General features: G+C 67.7%; 15 protein-coding genes. 6 read left to right on the top strand and 9 right to left on the bottom strand.

The features are described from left to right. The first annotated feature begins 165 nt into the window (after nt 1–165). From A3ES_RS0108435 to A3ES_RS0108425, 3 genes are all read left to right on the top strand, one after another. Complete coding sequence (locus tag A3ES_RS0108435; protein ID WP_083933308.1) at nt 166–1,401, top strand: RNA polymerase sigma factor; 1,236 nt, start codon at nt 166–168, stop codon at nt 1,399–1,401. Nucleotides 1,402–1,545: 144 nt separating this feature from the next. Beyond that, complete coding sequence (locus A3ES_RS0108430) at nt 1,546–1,914, top strand: DUF4870 domain-containing protein (protein WP_063745928.1); 369 nt, start codon at nt 1,546–1,548, stop codon at nt 1,912–1,914. 4 nt (nt 1,915–1,918) lie between these two features. Then, a complete protein-coding gene (locus tag A3ES_RS0108425) occupies nt 1,919–2,812 on the top strand; it encodes an aminoglycoside phosphotransferase family protein (protein ID WP_020386356.1) in 894 nt (297 codons plus the stop codon). Here the strand turns inward: A3ES_RS0108425 and A3ES_RS0108420 are convergent. Both A3ES_RS0108420 and glgB read right to left on the bottom strand, forming a co-directional pair. Then, a complete protein-coding gene (locus A3ES_RS0108420) occupies nt 2,781–3,833 on the bottom strand; it encodes an NUDIX hydrolase (protein ID WP_020386355.1) in 1,053 nt (350 codons plus the stop codon). The genes A3ES_RS0108425 and A3ES_RS0108420 overlap by 32 nt on opposite strands. A gap of 201 nt (nt 3,834–4,034) precedes the next feature. Then, nucleotides 4,035–6,284 (bottom strand): 1,4-alpha-glucan branching protein GlgB, encoded by a 2,250-nt coding sequence (gene glgB, locus A3ES_RS0108415; protein ID WP_020386354.1) that lies wholly within the window; start codon nt 6,282–6,284, stop codon nt 4,035–4,037. A 98-nt stretch (nt 6,285–6,382) separates the two neighbouring features. Between glgB and A3ES_RS46630 the strand changes: the two genes are divergently transcribed. Beyond that, nucleotides 6,383–6,691 (top strand): ribbon-helix-helix domain-containing protein, encoded by a 309-nt coding sequence (locus tag A3ES_RS46630; protein WP_202806463.1) that lies wholly within the window; start codon nt 6,383–6,385, stop codon nt 6,689–6,691. Here A3ES_RS46630 and A3ES_RS0108405 read toward each other — a convergent pair. The 6 genes from A3ES_RS0108405 to A3ES_RS51085 form a co-directional block, all read right to left on the bottom strand. Continuing rightward, nucleotides 6,659–9,574, bottom strand: coding sequence for an ATP-binding protein (locus A3ES_RS0108405; RefSeq protein ID WP_020386352.1), 2,916 nt, complete (start codon nt 9,572–9,574; stop codon nt 6,659–6,661). The two genes, A3ES_RS46630 and A3ES_RS0108405, sit on opposite strands and share 33 nt — an antisense overlap. 96 nt (nt 9,575–9,670) lie before the next feature. Continuing rightward, nucleotides 9,671–11,083 carry a maltokinase N-terminal cap-like domain-containing protein gene (locus A3ES_RS0108400; RefSeq protein WP_020386351.1) on the bottom strand — a complete coding sequence of 471 codons (1,413 nt, stop codon included), beginning with the start codon at nt 11,081–11,083 and terminating at the stop codon, nt 9,671–9,673. Then, nucleotides 11,080–12,804 (bottom strand): maltose alpha-D-glucosyltransferase, encoded by a 1,725-nt coding sequence (treS, locus tag A3ES_RS0108395; protein ID WP_020386350.1) that lies wholly within the window; start codon nt 12,802–12,804, stop codon nt 11,080–11,082. The genes A3ES_RS0108400 and treS overlap by 4 nt, the downstream gene beginning before the upstream one ends. 346 nt (nt 12,805–13,150) lie before the next feature. Continuing rightward, nucleotides 13,151–13,498 carry a type II toxin-antitoxin system HicA family toxin gene (locus A3ES_RS51090; RefSeq protein WP_020386349.1) on the bottom strand — a complete coding sequence of 116 codons (348 nt, stop codon included), beginning with the start codon at nt 13,496–13,498 and terminating at the stop codon, nt 13,151–13,153. Further along, nucleotides 13,498–13,707: a hypothetical protein gene (locus A3ES_RS0108385; protein ID WP_020386348.1), complete on the bottom strand. Its 210-nt coding sequence runs from the start codon at nt 13,705–13,707 to the stop codon at nt 13,498–13,500. The genes A3ES_RS51090 and A3ES_RS0108385 overlap by 1 nt, the downstream gene beginning before the upstream one ends. A 54-nt stretch (nt 13,708–13,761) precedes the next feature. Beyond that, the gene (locus A3ES_RS51085; protein ID WP_020386347.1) at nt 13,762–14,421 is read right to left on the bottom strand and encodes a sunset domain-containing protein; all 660 of its coding nucleotides are present in this window, start codon (nt 14,419–14,421) and stop codon (nt 13,762–13,764) included. A gap of 223 nt (nt 14,422–14,644) precedes the next feature. Here A3ES_RS51085 and A3ES_RS0108370 point away from each other — a divergent pair, with 223 nt between their 5' ends. Further along, on the top strand, nt 14,645–15,838 hold the full coding sequence (locus A3ES_RS0108370; protein ID WP_026162673.1) for an RNA-guided endonuclease InsQ/TnpB family protein: 1,194 nt from the start codon (nt 14,645–14,647) through the stop codon (nt 15,836–15,838). A gap of 57 nt (nt 15,839–15,895) precedes the next feature. On the opposite strand, the gene arfA is transcribed toward A3ES_RS0108370, so the two are convergent. Continuing rightward, a complete protein-coding gene (gene arfA / locus A3ES_RS0108365) occupies nt 15,896–17,083 on the bottom strand; it encodes a channel-forming protein ArfA/OmpATb (RefSeq protein WP_020386344.1) in 1,188 nt (395 codons plus the stop codon). A gap of 192 nt (nt 17,084–17,275) precedes the next feature. On the opposite strand from arfA, the gene A3ES_RS0108360 reads away from it, so the two are divergent. Continuing rightward, nucleotides 17,276–18,553 carry a glycoside hydrolase family 18 protein gene (locus A3ES_RS0108360; protein WP_020386343.1) on the top strand — a complete coding sequence of 426 codons (1,278 nt, stop codon included), beginning with the start codon at nt 17,276–17,278 and terminating at the stop codon, nt 18,551–18,553. Nucleotides 18,554–18,775 lie beyond the last annotated feature (222 nt).

Genomic DNA, 18,775 nt, shown 5'->3' with positions numbered 1-18,775 from the left:
CGCCAGCTGGTCGGCGTACATTCGCCACGCCTGCGGACGGTCAGTTGATTGGCGCGCAAACCGTCTCTCGCACCGTGTGAAGGATAGTTGTCATGGAGCGGCTAAAACCCTTCACGCCGTGCGGGAGCATGTGGTTGAAGCTGGCGAATGCGTTGGGAGGTGCGGATGGAAGAGGGAGTGCGTACTGCGCGCGAGGTGGCGCGGTTGGTGGATCAGGCGCATCGGGAGTGCTGGTCGACGGTGCTCGCCTCGACGGTGCGGTTGACGCGGGATCTGGATCTGGCGGAGGACTGTACGCAGGACGCGTTCGTACGGGCGTTGCGCACGTGGCCGGACGGCGTACCGGACAATCCGGGCGGATGGTTGACGACGGTCGCGCGGCGGTTGGCGCTGGATCGGCTGCGGCGGGAGACGACGCTTCGGCGGAAGTTGCCGTTGTTGATCGAGGAGCCGGTCGCTCCGGGCGATAGGGAGCAGCCGACTGACCCGCTGCGGCTCGTGTTCACCTGCTGCCACCCTGCTCTTGCGCGGGATTCGCAGATCGCGCTGACCTTGCGGCTGATCTGCGGTTTGACGACGAGGGAGGTTGCGGCCGGGCTGCTGATCAGCGAGGCGACGGCGGCTGCCCGGATCACCCGCGCGAAGAAGAAGATCGCGGCTGCCAGCATCCCGTACCGAATCCCCGCGGACGACGAGCTCTCCGAGCGGCTGGACGTCGTACTGACGGTCGTGCAACTCGTCTACACGGCCGGCCATGTGGCTTCCGGACCGGAACTCACCCGGACCGACCTCACCGGGCGCGCCCTGGAGCTTGCGCATTTGCTGGTGCGGTTGATGCCGGACGAACCGGAGCCAGAGGCGTTGCTCGGGCTGTTGCAGATGACGCAGGCGCGGGGGCACGCCCGGGTCGGCGAGGACGGCGAACTCATCCTGCTCGCGGATCAGGATCGGCGACGCTGGGACGTGAAGCTGCTCGCCGAAGGCGTCTCCCGGGCGACGGCCGCACTGCAGCGGGGGAGAGGACGGTTCGCGCTGCAGGCAGCGATCGCTGGGGTGCACGTGACCGCGCCGTCCTGGGAGAAGACTGATTGGCACCAGGTCGTCCGGATGTACGACGCGATGCTGCTCGGCTGGCCGTCGCCGATCGTCGCCCTGAACCGCGCGGCCGCACACAGTCTGGTCCCGGGCGCCGACCTGACCGCCGTCCTCGCCGAACTAGATGCCCTAGGCAACGAGCCGGCCCTGAAGACCTACGCCTACCTCCCAGCCGCCCGAGCCGACGTCCTAGCCCGCCTGAACCGCCCCACCGAAGCCGTCCAGGCCTACGACACCGCCATCGCCCTAACCACCAACGGCACCGAACGCCGCTTCCTGGAACGCCGCCGAGCCACCCTCCGCTAACGCCCAACCGCACCGAACGCCGCTCGGCTCGAGGTAGCGCGACTTTGGGCACCCGGAAGGCAGGCTCTCGCCGACGGAGCGACTGGCCGGTGCCCAAGGTGGCCAAGAGAGGCTATGGGGGTGGGTTCGTGCTTGACTGGGGAAATGAGTTCGCCGTTGGCGCCTTCGGATGAGCGGACGTGGGCTATTGCGGCTCACGCCGGGACTTTCGTGGCCGCGTGGTTCGCGATGGGGTTTCTCTGTCCGCTGGTGATCTGGCTGGTCTTTCGTGAGCGCTCCGACTTCGTTCGGCGGCATGCACTGGAGTCGCTGAACTTCCAGTTGTCGCTGCTCATCTACACGCTGGTCGGCATCGTTCTTGTGGTGGTGACGTTTGGGCTGGGGGTGCTGATCGCGTTCCCGCTTCTGCTGATCGGCGCCGTCGCCGCCGTGATCGTCATCATCCTTGCCTCGGTGGCAGCCTCCAACGGCCAGAGCTACCGGTACCCGCTCACCCTCCGGCTGGTCCGGTAGTCCCTTGGAGCCACCGATCGAGTACTTCGAGCAGCACGCCGCCGGCCCGGTGGCGCTGATCGGCCAGGGGATGGAAGGCGCCGTCTACGACCTCGGCAACGGTTTGGTCGGCAAAGTCTGGTTCAACCGCACTGCCGCCGAAGTACTGCCGGTGCAGGCGTTCCTCGCGGAGCTCAACCAGCAAGACCTGCCGTTCCGTACTCCGGACATCACCGTCGTGGACACCGTGGACGGCCAGGCCGTCAGCATCGAGCGGAAGCTGACCGGTACGCCGCTGAGCGAAGCGCTCGAGACCGGCGCCGTGACTCAAGAGCAAGGGCTCGACCTCTTCGTCGACGTGGTCACCGCGCTGAGCAAGACGACGGCCGGCCCGGCCAGTAAAGCCCTCCCGCTCCTCGGCGAAACCTCAGCGCAAGGCGAGTGGGGCGACGCACTCGCGGAACTCGTCCGGCAACGCGCCCTCAAATCCTGCGAGTACCTGGCCGCCGACGTCGACGGCTTCGACAACCTCCTGCAGCAAGTACTCGCCAACCTGTCCGCGGTGAGGCTGGAGCGACCCCAGATCGTCCACGGCGACATCTGCACCCCGAACCTCCTGGTCGACGACGACCAGGTCGCCCTGCTGGACTGGGGCTTCGTCACCACAGCGGGCGACAACACCTTCGACGCCTCGACCGCGGCGGCCTTCTACGACATGTACAGCCCAGCGGCCCGCGCCATCGACGACCAGCTCGTCGACCGCTTCGAGGTGATCGGTCACTCCCGCGACCGCATGTACCTGTACCGCGCCGCCTACGCCATCGCCACGGCGACCATCTACAGCCCGACCGCGGCCGACGGGCACTACACCTGGTGCGTCGAGAACCTCAGGCGTAAGGAGCTGCGGGCGGCGCTGTGATCGGGTGGCCGTCGCGCAGGTTGTGAAGGATGGTGGGTGCGCCCAGTACGAGCGGCAGCCGGCGGGCGTTGAGCGGGGAGACCAGCTCGGCGAGTTCGGCCGCGGAGTACCAGGAGACGCCGAGGATCTCGCGACCGTCCGGGGTGAGGGACTCCAGCAGCGAAGGGTCGTGGACGCCGCCGTCGTACAGGATCTCGATGGCGTCGCCCCAACCCTGCCAGCGCGGGAGCCAGTCGATCGCGAGCACGCCGACCAGCGGGAGCTCGAAGCCGAGTTCCTCCTGCATCTCGCGGAGGGCGCCCGTCGCCGGGTCCTCGTCGGGCTCGACGACGCCGCCGGGGAGTTCGAGGTCCTGTTTGTAGCTGACCTTGCAGAGCAGGACGCGACCGCCGGTGTCGCGGATCACGACGTGGGCGATCACCCGCTTCTTCGGCAGCACCGAATCCATCAGCGCGGTCCAGCCGGGCAAGGTGTCGGCCCGCGGATCGTCCCGGCGCAACCCGTAGACGGCGACATCGCGGCGCTCACCTTGCAGAACGGCGCCTCCCCGCAGCAACCCCTCGCGCCGGAAGCCTGAGCGGATCGCGACGCGGGCGGAAGCACGGTTCTCGGGATCGACCTCGACCTGCAACCGGTCCAGGCCCAGCTCGCCGAAGGCGTAGACCACCAGCATCCGTACTGCGCGCTGCGCGACGCGCCGGCCACGATATGGCTTGTAGGTCGTCCAGGAGATGCTCCCGGCGCCTGTCGAGGTTCGACGGACCTCCACGGTGCCGACCGGACCCGCCTCGCCGGCTAGCTCGATGATGAAGTTCACCACCGCGCGATCGTCCGCGTACTGCGCGCGCCAGCGCTCGACCGCCTCGACCAGCCCGGAGCGCGGCGGAATGCCCGGGAAGTCGAACCACCGGACCATCTCGTCGTCAGCCAGCCCGTGCGCGACGTCGATGTCATCGTCCCGCCACGGCCGGAGCATCACTTCACCATCGGTCAGGGTCGGTTGCGGAGGCACGCCAGTCACCCCGCGAACGCTACCCGCAAACGGCGGCCAGGCAACCTGGAGCCCGTGTCCAGGGCGGTGGCCCAAAAATTCTTCGGCCGGAGGCTAACTTTTTCGGTGTCTCGCGCGTCTATCAGGGGGAAGGCGGGTGAGAGCGCGTCGGGGCGGACGCGAGCTCACCCGCCTTCCTCATGGTGCAGCCTCGTGGTGCGAGGCTGAAAATCAGCCCTCGTACCGGAACCAGACCGTGCCGAGCGGCGGCACCGAGATCTCCGCGCTGCTGGCCATGCCGTGCCAGCCCGGGCCGTCGGCCTCGAAACCGCCGAAGTTGCCCACGCCTGAGCCGCCGTAGACCTCGGCGTCAGTGTTGACCGCCTCCTGCCAGCGCCCCGCGAACGGCAGGCCGAGCCGGTAGCCGTGATGCGGGATCGCCGAGAAGTTGGCGACACAGGCAAGCGTCGGCTGGCCCTCGTCGCCGTACCGGACGAAGGAGAAGACGTTGTTGCCGGCGTCGTTCGCGTCGATCCAGGAGAACCGCTCGGGCAGATGGTCGTTGCCCCAGAGCGCCTTGGTGTCCTTGTAGTTCCAGTTCAGGTCCTTGACCAGCTGTTGCAGACCGCGGTGATCGGCGTGGTCCAGCAGCCACCAGTCGAGCTCGCCCTTCTCGGACCACTCCGACTCCTGGCCGAACTCGCAGCCCATGAAGAGCAGCTGCTTGCCCGGGTGCGCCCACATCATTGCCAGGTAGGCTCGCAGGTTCGCCAGCTGCTGCCAGCGGTCGCCCGGCATCTTGCGCAGCAGCGAGCCCTTCCCGTGCACGACCTCGTCGTGCGACAGGGGCAGCACGAAGTTCTCGGAGTACGCGTACATCATCGAGAAAGTCAGCTCGTGGTGGTGGTACTGCCGGTGGATCGGCTCGTGCTCCAGGTAGCTGAGCGAGTCGTTCATCCAGCCCATGTTCCACTTGAAGCCGAAGCCGAGGCCGCCCAGATGCGTCGCGCGGGTGACACCGGGCCACGACGTCGACTCCTCGGCGACGGTGATCACGCCGGGTACGCGCTTGTAGAGCGTCGCGTTCATCTCCTGCAGGAACGACACCGCTTCGAGATTCTCGCGGCCGCCGTACTGGTTCGGGACCCACTGGCCCTCTTCGCGGGAGTAGTCCAGGTAGAGCATCGAGGCGACCGCGTCGACGCGCAGTCCGTCGATGTGGAACTCCTCGGCCCAGTAGACCGCGTTCGCGACCAGGAAGTTGCGCACCTGTGGCCGGCCGAAGTCGAAGACCAGCGTGCCCCAGTCGGGCTGCTCGCCGCGGCGCGGGTCCGGGTGCTCGTACAGCGGAGTTCCGTCGAACCGGGCCAGCGCCCAGGCGTCCTTCGGGAAGTGCGCCGGCACCCAGTCGACGAGTACGCCGATGTTTGCCTGGTGCAACGAGTCGACGAGGTACCGGAAGTCGTCCGGATCGCCGAAGCGCGACGTCGGCGCGAAGTACGAGGTGACCTGGTAGCCCCAGGAGCCGCCGAACGGGTGCTCCATCACCGGCATCAGCTCGACGTGCGTGAAGCCCAGCTCGGTGACGTAACCGACCAGCTCGTCGGCTAGTTCGCGGTATGACTTGCCCTTGCGCCATGAGCCGAGATGCACCTCGTAAACGCTCATCGGCTCGGCGTACGCCTGCGAAGCGGCGCGGTGACTGAGCCAGTCCGCGTCGTTCCACTCGTACGCCGATTCGTGCACGACCGACGCGTTGGCCGGGGGCGTCTCGGCCAGGTTCGCCATCGGGTCGGCCTTCTGCCGCCAGACACCGTCGCGGCCGCAGATGTCGAACTTGTACCGCGTGCCCGGGCCGATGCCCGGCACGAACAGTTCCCAGACGCCGGACGATCCCATCGTGCGCATTGGATGCGCGCGGCCGTCCCAGAAGTTGAAGTCGGCGGTCAGCCGGATGCCTTGCGCGTTGGGCGCCCAGACGGCGAACGAAGTACCGGTGACGAGGCCATTCGGTCCGTCGTACCGGCGGACGTGGGCGCCGAGCACGGTCCACAGCTGCTCGTGCCGGCCTTCGCCGATCAGGTGCAGGTCCATTTCGCCGAGGGACGGCAGGTACCGGTACGGGTCGTCGACCTCGAGCGCCGGGCCGTCGGTGTAGGTCACCTCGAGCCGGTAGTCGGGCACCTTGTCGACATCGAGTACGCCGACCCAGATCCCCTCGAACTCGTGCTGCAGCTCGACACTCGCGTTGTCGTACACCGCGGCCACCGATTGCGCGAAGGGGCGCAGCACGCGCAACGTCACCACGCCGTCGCCAAGATGCGGCCCGAGCACCTGATGCGGGTCGTGATACGTCCCACTGACCAGCCGTTCGAGCACCCCACGCTCCACCGGAACCGCCTTGTCCAACAGGCTTCCAGGCACCGCCTGGTCAGCCGCGGAGCCCGGCGTCGTCACCTGGTCGCTCTTGCTCGAATCCATACACCCCATCCTGCCCGATCGAAGCCCGAACTACTGCACCCCGTACCCCTCTGCCGACCACGTACACAATCGAGCCTTCGCCAGGCATGCTTACACCTATGAAGCGAAGGATGGTGATGTTGCCCGACGAGCTCGTCGCCGACCTCCGGGATGAGGCGGAGCGGCGCGGAATCACGATCTCGGAGCTCACCCGGGAAGCCATCGAATCGCATCTCGGCATCCATCTCGGACGCAGGCGCACGTTTCTAGCTGCCGGTGTCAGCAGGAGCGGACAGTCTGACGTGTCCGAGCGGATCGAGGAGATCTTCCGGGTGCGGGCCGAGCGGCTGGAGGCTATAACCCCTGGGTGGGACAGCCAGCACTGCCAACAGGCTCTACGTGTCGATGCGTTCGAGTTGTTGCCGTAGTGCGTTGAGGCGGGTGGTGTAGCGGGGCCAGGCGAAGGCTGAGGTTGTGTAGGCGGTGGTGGTTTCGGTTAGGAGGGTGCGGGCTTGGGGGAAGTCGCCTTGGGCCAGGGCTAGGGCTGTGGCGACTGCTCGGGCGGCTAGCCAGGGGGTGCTGTTGGTGGGGGCTTCGGCGAAGACTGCGTCGAGTAGGTCGGAGGCTTCTTCCAGTTCGCCTTCGAGGATCAGTACGTCGGCCAGGTCGATGTGGGCCATCGTGACGCCGGTGTTGTCCGCGACGGCGTACTCGGCGGCTGACCGAAGGTGCTTCTCGGCGTCGCCGATCAAACCTTTCGCCAGCGCGACCGAGCCGCGGATGACGTCGTTCAGCGGCAGGATCTGGCGATCGTCGAGCCGCCGGGCGTAGTGGTCCGACTCGGTCGCTGCCTCCAGTGCTTCGGGCAGCCGGCCACATGCGACGAGTGCGCCGGCCAGGTTGCTGAGGCCGCGGGACAGACCGTGTTCGTCGCCGAAGGTCCGGTCGGCGGCGATGCAGCTGGTGTACTGCTCGACAGCCTCCTCGGCGCGCCCGGTGTAGAGGTACAACGTCCCCAGCGCGTCCGTGAAGGCCGACAGCCTGCGGTCCTGGCCGGGCGTGACTGCGGCCAGCTCTTTGCCCGCCAGCAGGGGGACCAGCGCACTCTGCAGTTGTCCGCGTTCGATCTCCACGATGCTGCGGTAATAGAGAACCGTCAGCGTCAGGGTGTCATCGCCCTGCTGTTTGGCGAGTTGCTCGGCCACGGTCAGCAGGTCGGCCGCCTGCTCGAAACGTCCGAGCATCGTCAGTACGAAGGCGTGGTTGCTCAGCGCTGTGACCCGCTCGGGTTGCGTCGCGCCCTCCGCGTCGGACAACGCGGCGAAGTGCCGCGCGGCTTCGGCGTACCAGCCTCTGATCAGCCACGGGGTGTGCAAAGCGAGCGCCAGTCGCAGGCCGCTGACCGCGCGTGCGGTGCCGGCTGCCTGGTCGAGCGCGTCCAGCAGGTTGGGCCATTCGCCGAATACCTCGGCGATCGAATCGGCGGTCGCGAAGTCGTCGTTGTCCTGCCCGATCGTCTGGACCCGGTTGATCGCCCAGTCGAGTTCGGCGGCCCGCGCCGCGTCGGTTTCGCCGGCCGCTTCGAGCTTCGCCAACGCGTAGTCGCGCACCGTCTCCAGCAGCCGGAACCGCCGCCCGTTCACGGCTTCCACCGTCAGCAGGCTCCGGTCGGCCAGTTCGGTCAACGCCGGCGCGACATCCCGCGGATCGAGCGCGACCTGCTCCGCCGCCTCCAGGGTGAACCCACCGGCGAAGATCGCCACGCGACGCAGTACTGCGCGCTCCGAGTCGCCGAGCAACTGGTGACTCCAGTCCAGCGCGGCCACCAGGCTCGCGTGCCTCGCCTGCGCTTCGCGCGACGCGGACACCAGCAACCGCATCCGCTGCTCGAGCCGCGCGGCCAGCTGCGGCACGGTCAGCGTGCGGGTCAGACCGGCGGCAAGCTCGATGCCCAGCGGCAACCGGTCGACGGCTGAACAGATCGCCGCCACCTGCTCGGGGTCGGCGCCCTGGGCGTCAGCGGCACAACGCTCGGTGAAGAGCTGCGCCGCCGCGATCGCGTCCAGCGGATCCATCGGGAGCTGTTCCTCGATCGCGAGCTGTAACGGCCGCTGCGACGTCACCAGCACGGTCAGGCCACGCGTCCGCTTCAGCAGTTCGGCGACGATGTCCGCGACTTGTTCGACGACGTGCTCGGCGTTGTCGAGCACCAGCACTGTCCCGTCCAGCTCCGCCGCCGCGGCAGCCAGTGGATCGTTGCCCCCTGCTTCGTCTCCGGTGATGGCTTCCAGTACTGCGCTCTCACGGTGCAGCGGAGCGAGTTCCACGAAGCGGACAACGCGACCCGCAGCAGCGACCAGCCGTGCCGCCTCGGAGGCGAGCCGGGACTTGCCGCTCCCCGGACCGCCGGTCAGCGTGATCAACCCGGGCCTGGCGATTCGGCGTACAAGGGAGTTCAGCTCGCCCTGTCGGCCGACGAAGCTCGTCAGGGGAGAGGGGAGCTGGACGGGCAGCGACGGCTGAACAGCGGGCACCACCGCAGGCTCCGGCGGCGCGAGGAGCAGTGTCGGATCCTGGCGCAGCAGCCGCAGCTCCATCGCTGCGGTGTCCGGCGCCGGATCCACACCGAGCTCCTGTGACAGCCTGGAACGCAGCTTGGCGAGCCGGTTCAACGCGTCCGCCTGCCGACCGGTTCGATACAACGCGAGCGCGAGCAGACACCACAGCCGCTCGTGCAGGGGATGCTCGGCCGCCAACGCCTCCAGCTCGCGACCAGCTTCCGCGGCGGCACCGAGCGCGAGGTCGGCATCCAGCCGCTCCACCTGGAGGTCGACTCGCCAGGAGTCGAGTTGCTCGCCCTCGACAGCGGCGTACGGGATGGTCCTGAGGTCGGCCAGCGACTGGCCGCGCCACTGGCTGAGCGCTTCGTCGGCAGCCGCGCGGACGGCCTGGTGATCACCAAGCCGTACTGCGGCGTGCATCCGCTCCGCCGCGGCACGAGCAGCGATGAGGTCGGTCAGCTGCGCGGACAGTGCATAGCCGCCGCTGGCGCGTGTCAGGGACGCGGGGGAGTCGATCGCGGCACGCAGCCGGGAAGCGAGCACGCGCAGCCGCTCGGTCGGGCGGGCCAGCTCGACGGCACCCCACAGGTCCGCCGCCAGCCGGTGATCCGGCACAGGCATCCCGTCGGCCAGCGCGAGCCGCACCAGCAGAGCGCGTTCCAGTGGCCGGTCCACCGAGCGCGGTACGCCACCGAGCCGGACTGCGAGCGGTCCGAGCACGCGGATCTCAAGCTGCTGCTCGGCGGGCATGTCAGCAAGTATTACAGCGACCGCTTCTGCACGCAGCGTAATTCTTCGCTAGATGAGATTAGTTGGCAGAAACTTGCCCCTAATAGGCTGCAACAGCTAGGTGGCGCTTAGTTGTGCTGCCGCGGCCAGCGGGATGGGCAGCCAGGTCGGCCGGTTACGAGCTTCGTAGAGCGTCTCGTAGATGACCTTGTCGGCCAGGAACGCACTCAGCAGCACCTTCTGGTCGCGCGGATCCGCGCCCGCGATCTCCGCATAGCCGTCGCAGAAAGCGTGCCGGTTCCGGTCGGCCCACTCGGCCGCGCGGTAGGCGATCTGCTGGTCGCCCTGATGGTCGGCCAGCAGCGATCGGGCCGCGTAGTCGAACGACCGCAGCATCCCGGCGATGTCCTTGATCGGGGTGTCCAGCGCGCGCCGCTCGACCAGCGACTTGGCCGGCTCACCCTCGAAGTCGATCAGCTTCCAGCCGTCGATCGTGCGCAGTACCTGGCCGAGGTGGAAGTCCCCGTGGATCCGCTGCACGGTCACCGGTACGCCGTACTCCGAGAGCGCCTCGAACGCCCGCGCCAGCCCCGGCGCGAACTCGCCCAGGTCGGGCACCGCGGCGACCGCCCTGTCGAGCCGGCGCGTCATCGCGGCGGCGTGCTCGACCATCAGGGACGGCTCCCAGACGTCCGTGCCGAGCGCCTTGGCCAGCTCGGCGTGCACCTGCGCGGTGGCCGCACCGAGCCGATGGGACTCACCGGCGAAGTCGCCACCGACCTCTTCGGCGTGCAGGTCGGCTTCGGCGTACAGGTCCCGGACCGAGGTGGTCGCGTACGACCAGCCGTCGGTCGCGTTCTTCTGGAACGCCGTCATCATCGCCAGCTCGCCGGAGTCCGTGCCGCCGCCGGCGTGCGGCCAGGAACCCCGCGCCGAACCCAGCACCTCGGGCACCAGGTCCGAGCCGGACTCGGTGAGCGCCGACTCGATCTCGACCCCGGGATTGCTCCCGGGCTCGAGCCGGCGGAAGACCTTCAGCAAAGCGGTGTCGCCGAAGACCAGCGACGTGTTGCTCTGTTCGACCGTGAGGACGAGCGACTGCGCGTCCTCCGGTACGACCAGCGTGCGCTCCGGCGCGTGCACCGGATGGAACTCGAGTCCCTCCAGCGTCCGGCCGTGCGTGAGCGCGTCCAGCCAGTACGGCGTCGCTGCCTTGTCGTGCAGCGCGTCGTACACCCAGACCCTCGTGTCGTCGAGGTCCTGCTCCGCCCAGTCACCGATCAGGGCATGGCCGAGGTTGTCGGCCGGTGCCTGGTGGTAGCTGAGCGGAAGCTGGTAGACCCGGATTGCGTTCTCCGCGCCGGGCGGGCCGGCGCAGTAGACGAATCCGATCCGGACCGCGGGCCAGGCGCCCTCGTCCGACAGCCACACAGAGGTGGCCATCGCATCGACGTGGACGTCGTGTCCCTTCTCGCTGAACCATCGCTGGTTGGCGCAGAAGGACTGGACCTGGTCCAGATGGGAATTCACGAAGAGCTCTCCTCACGATCAGCAGTCTTGTTGACCGGCAGCCGGAACCAGTAGAAACCGTGCGCACCCAGAGTGAGCAGATACGGCAGCTCACCGATGGTCGGGAAGTGAACCCCACCGAGCAGCTCGATCGGTTCCACGCCCTGCCACTGGCGCAGGTCCAGCTCGATCGGCTGCGGAAAACGCGACAGGTTGTTGACGCACAGCACCACGTCGTCACCGAACTCGCGGATGTACGACAGCACGCTCGGGTTGGAACCGCCTAGGTCAGTGAAAGTACCCATTCCGAAACATGGGTGCTGCTTGCGGGTCTGGATCATCCGCCGGGTCCAGTGCAGCAGCGACGACGCGTTCTCCATCTCCGCCTCGACGTTCACCGCCTGGAATCCGTAGACCGGATCCATGATGACCGGCAGGCCGAGCTTGCCCGGGGTCGCCGTGGAGAACGACGCGTTCCGGTCGGGCGACCACTGCATCGGAGTACGGACTCCGTCGCGGTCACCGAGCCAGATGTTGTCGCCCATGCCGATCTCGTCGCCGTAGTACAGGATCGGCGAGCCGGGCAGCGACAACAGCATCGCGGTGAACAGCTCCATCCGGTTCACGTCGTTGTCGAGCAACGGCGCGAGCCGGCGGCGGATACCGATGTTGGCCTTCATCCGCGGATCCTGGGCGTACTCGCCCCACATGTAGTCGCGCTCTTCGTCCGTCACCATCTCGAGCGTCAGCTCGTCGTGGTTGCGCAAGAAGATGCCCCACTGACAGGTGTCGGGGATCTGCGGGGTCTGGGCCAGGATCTCCGAGATCGGGAACCGCGACTCGCGCCGCACCCCCATGAAGATCCGCGGCATCACCGGGAAGTGGAACGCCATCTGGCACTCGTCGCCGCCGGACTCGCGGTCACCGAAGTACTCGACGACGTCGCCCGGCCACTGGTTCGCCTCGCAGAGCAGGACACGGTCGGTGTAGTTCGCGTCCACCTCCTTGCGGACCCGGCGCAGGAAGTCGTGCGTCCTGGGCAGGTTCTCGCAGTTGGTGCCCTCTTCTTCGAACAGGTACGGCACCGCGTCCAGCCGGAAGCCGTCGACGCCGAGGTCGAGCCAGAACTTCAGCGCCTCGATCATCGCGTCGCCGACGGCGGGGTTCTCGAAGTTCAGGTCGGGCTGGTTGGAGTAGAACCGGTGCCAGAAGTACTGGCCGCGGACCGGGTCCCAGGTCCAGTTGGACACCTCGGTGTCGACGAAGATGATCCGCGCGTCGGAGTACGCCTCGTCGTTGTCGGACCAGACGTAGAAGTCGCCGTACGGGCCGTCGGGGTTGTTCCGGGACTCCTGGAACCAGGGGTGCTGGTCCGAGGTGTGGTTCATCACGAAGTCGACGATGACGCGCATACCGCGCGTGTGGGCCGCGTCCATGAACGCGGCGAAGTCGGAGATCGTGCCGACCTCGGGCATCACGTTCGTGTAGTCGGAGATGTCGTAACCGCCGTCACGCAGAGGTGAGGGGTAGAACGGCGGTAACCAGAGACAATCCACGCCGAGCCACTCGAGGTAGTCGAGTTTCTCGGTCAGGCCTTGCAAGTCGCCGATGCCGTCGGCGTTCGAGTCCTTGAAGGACCGCACGAGGACTTCGTAGAAGACAGCCCGCTTGAACCACAGCGGGTCACTCTTCGTCAGTCCGTGGTGCTGCTCCGGCAGCATGTCGGTCACGCTCACCTCCATCAGGTGTCATCCCCTCGGTCCAAACCTAGCGCTACAGCAGGGGTGCGCCGCCGGGTCGATCCGGCGACGCGCGGGTGGACACTTTTTCGGCCTGCACTGGGTTCCCTTACCCGGTGGGCGGGTTCTCAAAAGGGGACGGCCAGGCCGCGGGGGGTGTCCGGTGTGATGTGTAACGACGCCGTGGGATGGCGGCCCGATCGACGTTCCGCTCAGTGTGACGGCCCTTTGCCAGTACAAGCAAATGGGGGCCTGATCGCCCTATTCCTGCTCCGAACCGTGACCTGGAAGCCGTTGCCTTCCAGGCTTTCGGTCGTTATTTTCCCCAACTCACGCAGCAACCCCGCCGTCAGTCCCCGCGACCTCGGCCGCGCCCGCGCCCGCCGTGTCGCCGGGTGGACTGCTGGTCCGAGCTCGTCCCGCGAGCCTGCCCGCCGGGCTTCGCGACGCCGTCGCTCGCCAGTCGCTGCGCCTGTTCGGCGTCGTCCGTCTTCTTTGCCGGCGTGCTCTTCAGGCCGGCCTGGCGCTGGATCGCGGACCAGGTCCCCGTCGGGATCTCGCCATGGGTCGGGACGGTGACCGTCTTGCCGGACTTGTCCTTCCAGACCTCGTGACTTCCCTTGCCTCGCTTGGAAGGCTGCTTCTCGAACCCGGCGGCCTTGAGTTCTTTCGCGGCGTCGCGATTCTTCTTGGGCATCAATCGACCTCGACGGTGACGACGAGTTGCTCAGGTACGCCGACCGACTCGGCCAGCACCTCGATGGCTTCCTTCAGGTCCTCGATGGCCGCTTCCCGGGTCGGACCCGAGCCGTTCGCGAACGCCTGCGGGGTGAGGGCGGCCTCGGTGATCCAGACACCGTCCTCGTCCTGGCTGATGACGAATGGGACGTGAATTTGGTGCTGCAACGTCGCCTCCAGTTTTCGTGGGTTTCGTCCGGCGATCGTAAAGCCCGCCCGGTGTCAGGCCCGCGGGTCCGCGGACTTGCGGGGGCGGCGGATGTACTTGGTGAAGCCGGCGCGTTCGGCGTCGGCTTCGGTGCGGAACCAGACCTCGGGCTTGGTGCGCCCGTAGTACGGCGAATCAGGGGTGTGGAACAGCATCGACTGCGCGTTCCCCTTGATGGTGAAACCGTCCGGTGGGCCTTGATGAGCCACCGCGTCCGCCGAGCCTTCGCCGTAGCGGCCGGCCGGAACCTCTTCGGCCGTCACCTGTACTTCGTTCGTGGTGGGCTCCACGTCGTCGAAGAGGGTCGGCTCGCCGGCATCCATCCGCTGCGAGAACGATGGTTGCATCGCGGCGGGCGCGGGCGCGGGCGCGGGCGCGGGCGCGGGGTCGGGCTCGGGTTCAGGGTCGGGCTTTCGCTCGGGCTTTGGCTTTGAGGCCGGGACGGGCTTTGGAGCTGGCTCGGGCTTTGCGGTTGGCGCTGGGGCGGCGGACGGAGTACCGGCTGCCGTTACGCCGGCGCCGACGAGGGTTTTCTCCTCGACAGTCTCCTCCTGCTCGGCCGGCACCTCGGCGGGCGGCTGTGGTCGGCGGTTGAGGAGCAGCCAGGTGATGATCGCGCCGACGAGGAACGCCAGCAGCGTCCACGGCCAGTTGTTGCGGAGTACCCAGGCCATCAGCGCGCACCCTTCGAGCCGGCGGGCAGCACCCGGTGCAGCAGCCAGGCAGCGGCGCTGCCGAGGATGAACGCGGCGAGCAGCAGGAACCAGACCTGCGCGATCAGCCAACTCATCAGATAGGTCGCGGGGAAAACCCGTCCTTCAGGGCGGGGAGAAACCGCGACTCCCTCCCTTCAAGGTCGTCGCCAAACTGTCGGCGGTGGCTGATTGGGTAGCAGGTATGTCCCGCTATCGCTTGTATCCCACACCGGCGCAGGAAATTGGGCTGCTGGGGCAATGCGGACATGCGCGGTACGTGTGGAACCTGGCCGTCGAGCAGTGGTCGATGTGGACGCGGGACAAGGGCCCCACGCCGGGTTTCGTTAAGCAGGCGCGGCAACTGACCGAGGCGCGAGCCGAGTTCGGCTGGTTGCGTGGTGGTTCCCAGACCGTCCAGCAGCAGGCGCTGCGGGACTTCGATCAAGCACGCCGGAACTACTTTGCCGGTAGCCACGGACGTCCTACGTGGCGCAAAGCTGGTCAGCATGAAGGGTTTCGTATCGTCGGCCCGCAGGCCGGACGGGTTGAGCAGGTGAGCCGCAAGTGGGCGCGGGTGTTGGTCCCCAAGGTCGGCTGGGTGCGGTTCCGGGTCAGCCGCGCGCTGCCGGACGCGAGGTCGTACCGGGTCACCCGTGACAGCCTGGATCGCTGGCATGTCGCGTTTGCTGCCGTACCGGATCCGATCCCGGCGCCCGGCAGCGGTGAGGTCGTCGGCATTGACCGTGGTGTGGCTGTGTCGGCTGCGCTGTCCACCGGGGAACTGCTCAAGTGCCCGGGATTGTCCGAGTCCGAGCAGCGGCGACTTGGGCACCTTCAGCGGCGACTCGCCAGAGCGCAGAGCGGCTCGAACCGCAGGAAGCGCGTCAAAGCCGCGGTAGCGAAACTGCACGCCCGCGCTACGGCTCGCCGCAAGGACTGGGTCGAGAAGACGTCGACAGATATTGCGCGCCGCTTCGACGTGATCCGCGTCGAAGATCTCCGGGTCGGACAGATGACGCGGCGGCCGAAGCCGCGGCCGGACCCGGCTCAGCAGGGTAGCTACCTGCCGAACCGGCGACGCGCCAAGGCCGGCCTGAACCGGGGCATCCTCGCAGCCGGCTGGGGTCTGCTGGTCCAGCGGCTCGAGCAAAAAGCCACCGGCCGGGTCGAGAGGGTCAACCCGGCGTACACGAGTCAGACGTGTTCGCGTTGTGGGCACTGTGCACCAGGGAACCGCGATAGCCAAGCGTTCCGGTGCCAATCCTGCGGCCACACCGACCATGCCGATCTGAATGCTGCTATCAATATCGCCGCCGGACGGGCGGTTAGTGCGCGCGGAGATAGGCCTGGACGGCTGTCCGTGAAGCGTGAACCTCAATTCACTACCTCCGCGTAGTGGTTAGAATCCCGTCGGTTACGGCGGGAGGACGTCAAGAAATTCCCCTAAGGAGCTCTAGAGAACTCGGATCTCGACCCGCCGATTGGCGATCCGGCCGGCGGACGTGGTGTTGGGCGCCACCGGACGGGTCTCACCGTAGCCGCGGCTGGTGATCCGCCCGGCGGGTACGCCGAGCTTGATCAGGGCAATCTTGACGGCATCGGCGCGCTGCTGTGACAGCGGCAGGCTGGTGGACGTGCTGCCGAGGTTGTCGGTGTGACCGCCCACCTCGACGTCGAACGTGTCGCAACTGTTGAGCAACGCCGCGGCCCGGACCACCGACGTCTTCGAGGCGTCGTTCAGGGTGGCTGTGCCGGACAGGAAGACGAGCTTGTTCTCCGCCGTCAGCCGGGTGAGCCGCGCCTCGAACGTCTGGCACGCCTCACTGACCGGCGGCTTCTCGATGGCCGGCACCTGAAGCTCGTTGGCAACCACAGCACCCGGTACTGCGGCCGCTGCCGCGCGGGCCGCCGTCGCCTTGGTCGCCTGGTCGGCGACCTTGCCACTCAGCGTGATCTTGGTGCCGTCGTACTTGACCGAAGCATCACCGGTCGCGGTCGACAGCGCGTGCAGCAGGGCCGGCAACGCGTCCGGGTTCGGCAGTGCGGTCCTTTCGTCGACGGTGACCTGGTCGACGAAGTCGGTGTCCTCGTCGAGCAACGCCTGCACCTCGGCGACGAGCTTGTCCTTCGCCGCCTGATCCCGCACGACGGCCTTGATGGTGAACGAGTCATCGGTCCGGCTGAGCTCGAACGGCGCGAGCTCGACCTCGGCGGAGGGCGCGTCAGTCGGCGTACCGGTGGACTCCTCGGCGGGCCCGGTGGATGGTGCTCCGGTCGGGTTCGCCGCGAGTTGGGTGTTGCCGCCCTTGGTGTGTGCGGCGCGAACGCCGTCGACGGCCGCGACCACCTTCTGCGCCTCGCCCGCATCAGCCCCGGCCGGTACGACGACTGTCGCGTCCCGCCCGGAGAAATCGACCTGTACGCCGGTGATGCCGCGCGCGTCGAGCGCGGCCAGCGAACGCTGACGGAGGTCGTCCTCGGTCGGCCCGGCCCTGAGCCCGATCACCACCGCGGTGAGCAGGACGGGAACGAGCACGGCCGCTAGCAGCCAGACGAAACCAGGCCGCCGCCGTACGAGTCCCGGACTCGTCGCGGCTGCCGCGGTGGGATCGGACCGGGAGTCGTCCGAGGATCCGGGCACTGTTCCTCCGTCAAGAGCGGCCATAGGTGACCGTGCGCGAGGACACTACTCCGTACCGCGCCCGCGCCGTATACCACCCCCGGAAAGCTTTACGTGATCGCATGACCACATTTATTCGGCTTACTTCTTTTCTTAACTCCCAGTACTCGGTATGGTGCGCTCAGTCCCTCTCCGCCCCCCTTGGAGGAACAGATGAAGCTCCGCCCCCTGCCCACTCTGCTCGCCGCGATGGCGATGCTCACCGCCGGCGTCGTACCGGCCGCGGTCGCCGCCGAACCACCCGAGCAGCCGGCCGCGGCACCGATGCAGGCTCCGATGCAGGTACCGATGCAGGACGGCAGCCAGGTAGTTGCCGCTGGCAAGAGAGTTGTCGGCTACTTCACCGAGTGGGGTGTCTACGACCGCAACTACCACGTGAAGAACATCAAGACGAGCGGGTCGGCCGCGAAGCTGACCAACATCGTCTACGCCTTCGGCAACACCACCGGCGGCCGCTGCACGATGGGTGACGCGTATGCCGCGAACGACAAGTTCTACGACGCGGCGAGCTCGGTCGACGGCGTCGCCGACACCTGGGACACCGGTGCGCTGCGCGGCAACTTCAACCAGCTGCGCAAGCTGAAGAAGCAGTACCCGAACATCAAGGTGGTCTGGTCGTTCGGCGGCTGGACCTGGTCCGGCGGCTTCACCGAGGCGGCCAAGAACCCGGCCGCGTTCGCGAACTCCTGCTACAGCCTGGTCGAGGACCCGCGCTGGGCCGACGTCTTCGACGGCATCGACATCGACTGGGAGTACCCGAACGCCTGCGGCCTGAGCTGCGACGCGTCCGGCCCGAACGCCTTCAACAACGTCATCTCGGCGCTGCGCACCCGGTTCGGTTCGTCGGCGCTGGTCACCGCGGCGATCACCGCCGACGGCACCAACGGCGGCAAGATCGACGCGACCAACTACGCCCTGGCGGCGCAGAAGCTCGACTGGATCATGCCGATGACGTACGACTACTTCGGCGCCTTCAACGCCCAGGGCCCGACGGCGCCGCACTCGCCGCTGACGTCGTACTCCGGGATCCCGACGGCCGGCTTCCACAGCGACGCCGCGATCCAGAAACTGAAGTCCAAGGGCATCCCGTCCGCGAAGATCCTGCTCGGCATCGGCTTCTACGGCCGCGGCTGGACCGGCGTCACCCAAGCCGCTCCGGGCGGCCGGGCGACGGGCGCCGCGCCGGGCAAGTACGAGGCGGGCATCGAGGACTACAAGCTCATCTCGACCCGTTGCCCGTCCAACGGCACGGCCGGCGGTACGGCGTACGCGTTCTGCAACGGGCAGTGGTGGGGTTATGACACTCCCGCGACGATCCGCAGCAAGATGGCGTACGCCAACGGCCAGGGTCTCGGCGGCGCCTTCTTCTGGGAGCTGTCGGGTGACACCAGTTCGGGTGCGCTGATCACGGCGGTCAAGACCATCGGCTGAATCCGGCAGCCGATTCCCGGCGTCCGGGACCTCCCGCACCGTCCTGCGGAGGTCCTGGACGCTTCACCATGCCCGGTACTCCGGTCCGCGTTGCCCCGGTACTCCGGTCCGAATGGCGTCGGGATGCCCGGTACTCCGGTCCGCGTGGTCGCGACTGTGTGCGACGGGGGAAGGCCTATTCCGTGGCGCTGCGTAGAGCGTTTCGGTCCGCGCGTGGCCGGG

Origin of the sequence: Kribbella catacumbae DSM 19601 (assembly GCF_000372465.1) — a bacterium.
GTDB lineage: Bacteria > Actinomycetota > Actinomycetes > Propionibacteriales > Kribbellaceae > Kribbella > Kribbella catacumbae.
Note: the sequence above shows the minus strand (reverse complement) of the source record. Positions and strands in the feature narration are given on the sequence as shown.

Excerpts from the sequence above, each read along its gene's own strand:
- A3ES_RS0108430 (WP_063745928.1), top strand. The coding sequence starts at position 1,546 with ATGAGTTCGCCGTTGGCGCCTTCGGATGAGCGGACGTGGGCTATTGCG.
- treS (WP_020386350.1), bottom strand. The coding sequence starts at position 12,804 with ATGGAGGTGAGCGTGACCGACATGCTGCCGGAGCAGCACCACGGACTG.
- A3ES_RS0108360 (WP_020386343.1), top strand. The coding sequence starts at position 17,276 with ATGAAGCTCCGCCCCCTGCCCACTCTGCTCGCCGCGATGGCGATGCTC.
- A3ES_RS46630 (WP_202806463.1), top strand. The coding sequence starts at position 6,383 with ATGAAGCGAAGGATGGTGATGTTGCCCGACGAGCTCGTCGCCGACCTC.
- A3ES_RS0108435 (WP_083933308.1), top strand. The coding sequence starts at position 166 with ATGGAAGAGGGAGTGCGTACTGCGCGCGAGGTGGCGCGGTTGGTGGAT.
- A3ES_RS51090 (WP_020386349.1), bottom strand. The coding sequence starts at position 13,498 with ATGCCCAAGAAGAATCGCGACGCCGCGAAAGAACTCAAGGCCGCCGGG.
- A3ES_RS0108405 (WP_020386352.1), bottom strand. The coding sequence starts at position 9,574 with ATGCCCGCCGAGCAGCAGCTTGAGATCCGCGTGCTCGGACCGCTCGCA.
- A3ES_RS51085 (WP_020386347.1), bottom strand. The coding sequence starts at position 14,421 with ATGGCCTGGGTACTCCGCAACAACTGGCCGTGGACGCTGCTGGCGTTC.
- A3ES_RS0108370 (WP_026162673.1), top strand. The coding sequence starts at position 14,645 with ATGTCCCGCTATCGCTTGTATCCCACACCGGCGCAGGAAATTGGGCTG.
- glgB (WP_020386354.1), bottom strand. The coding sequence starts at position 6,284 with ATGGATTCGAGCAAGAGCGACCAGGTGACGACGCCGGGCTCCGCGGCT.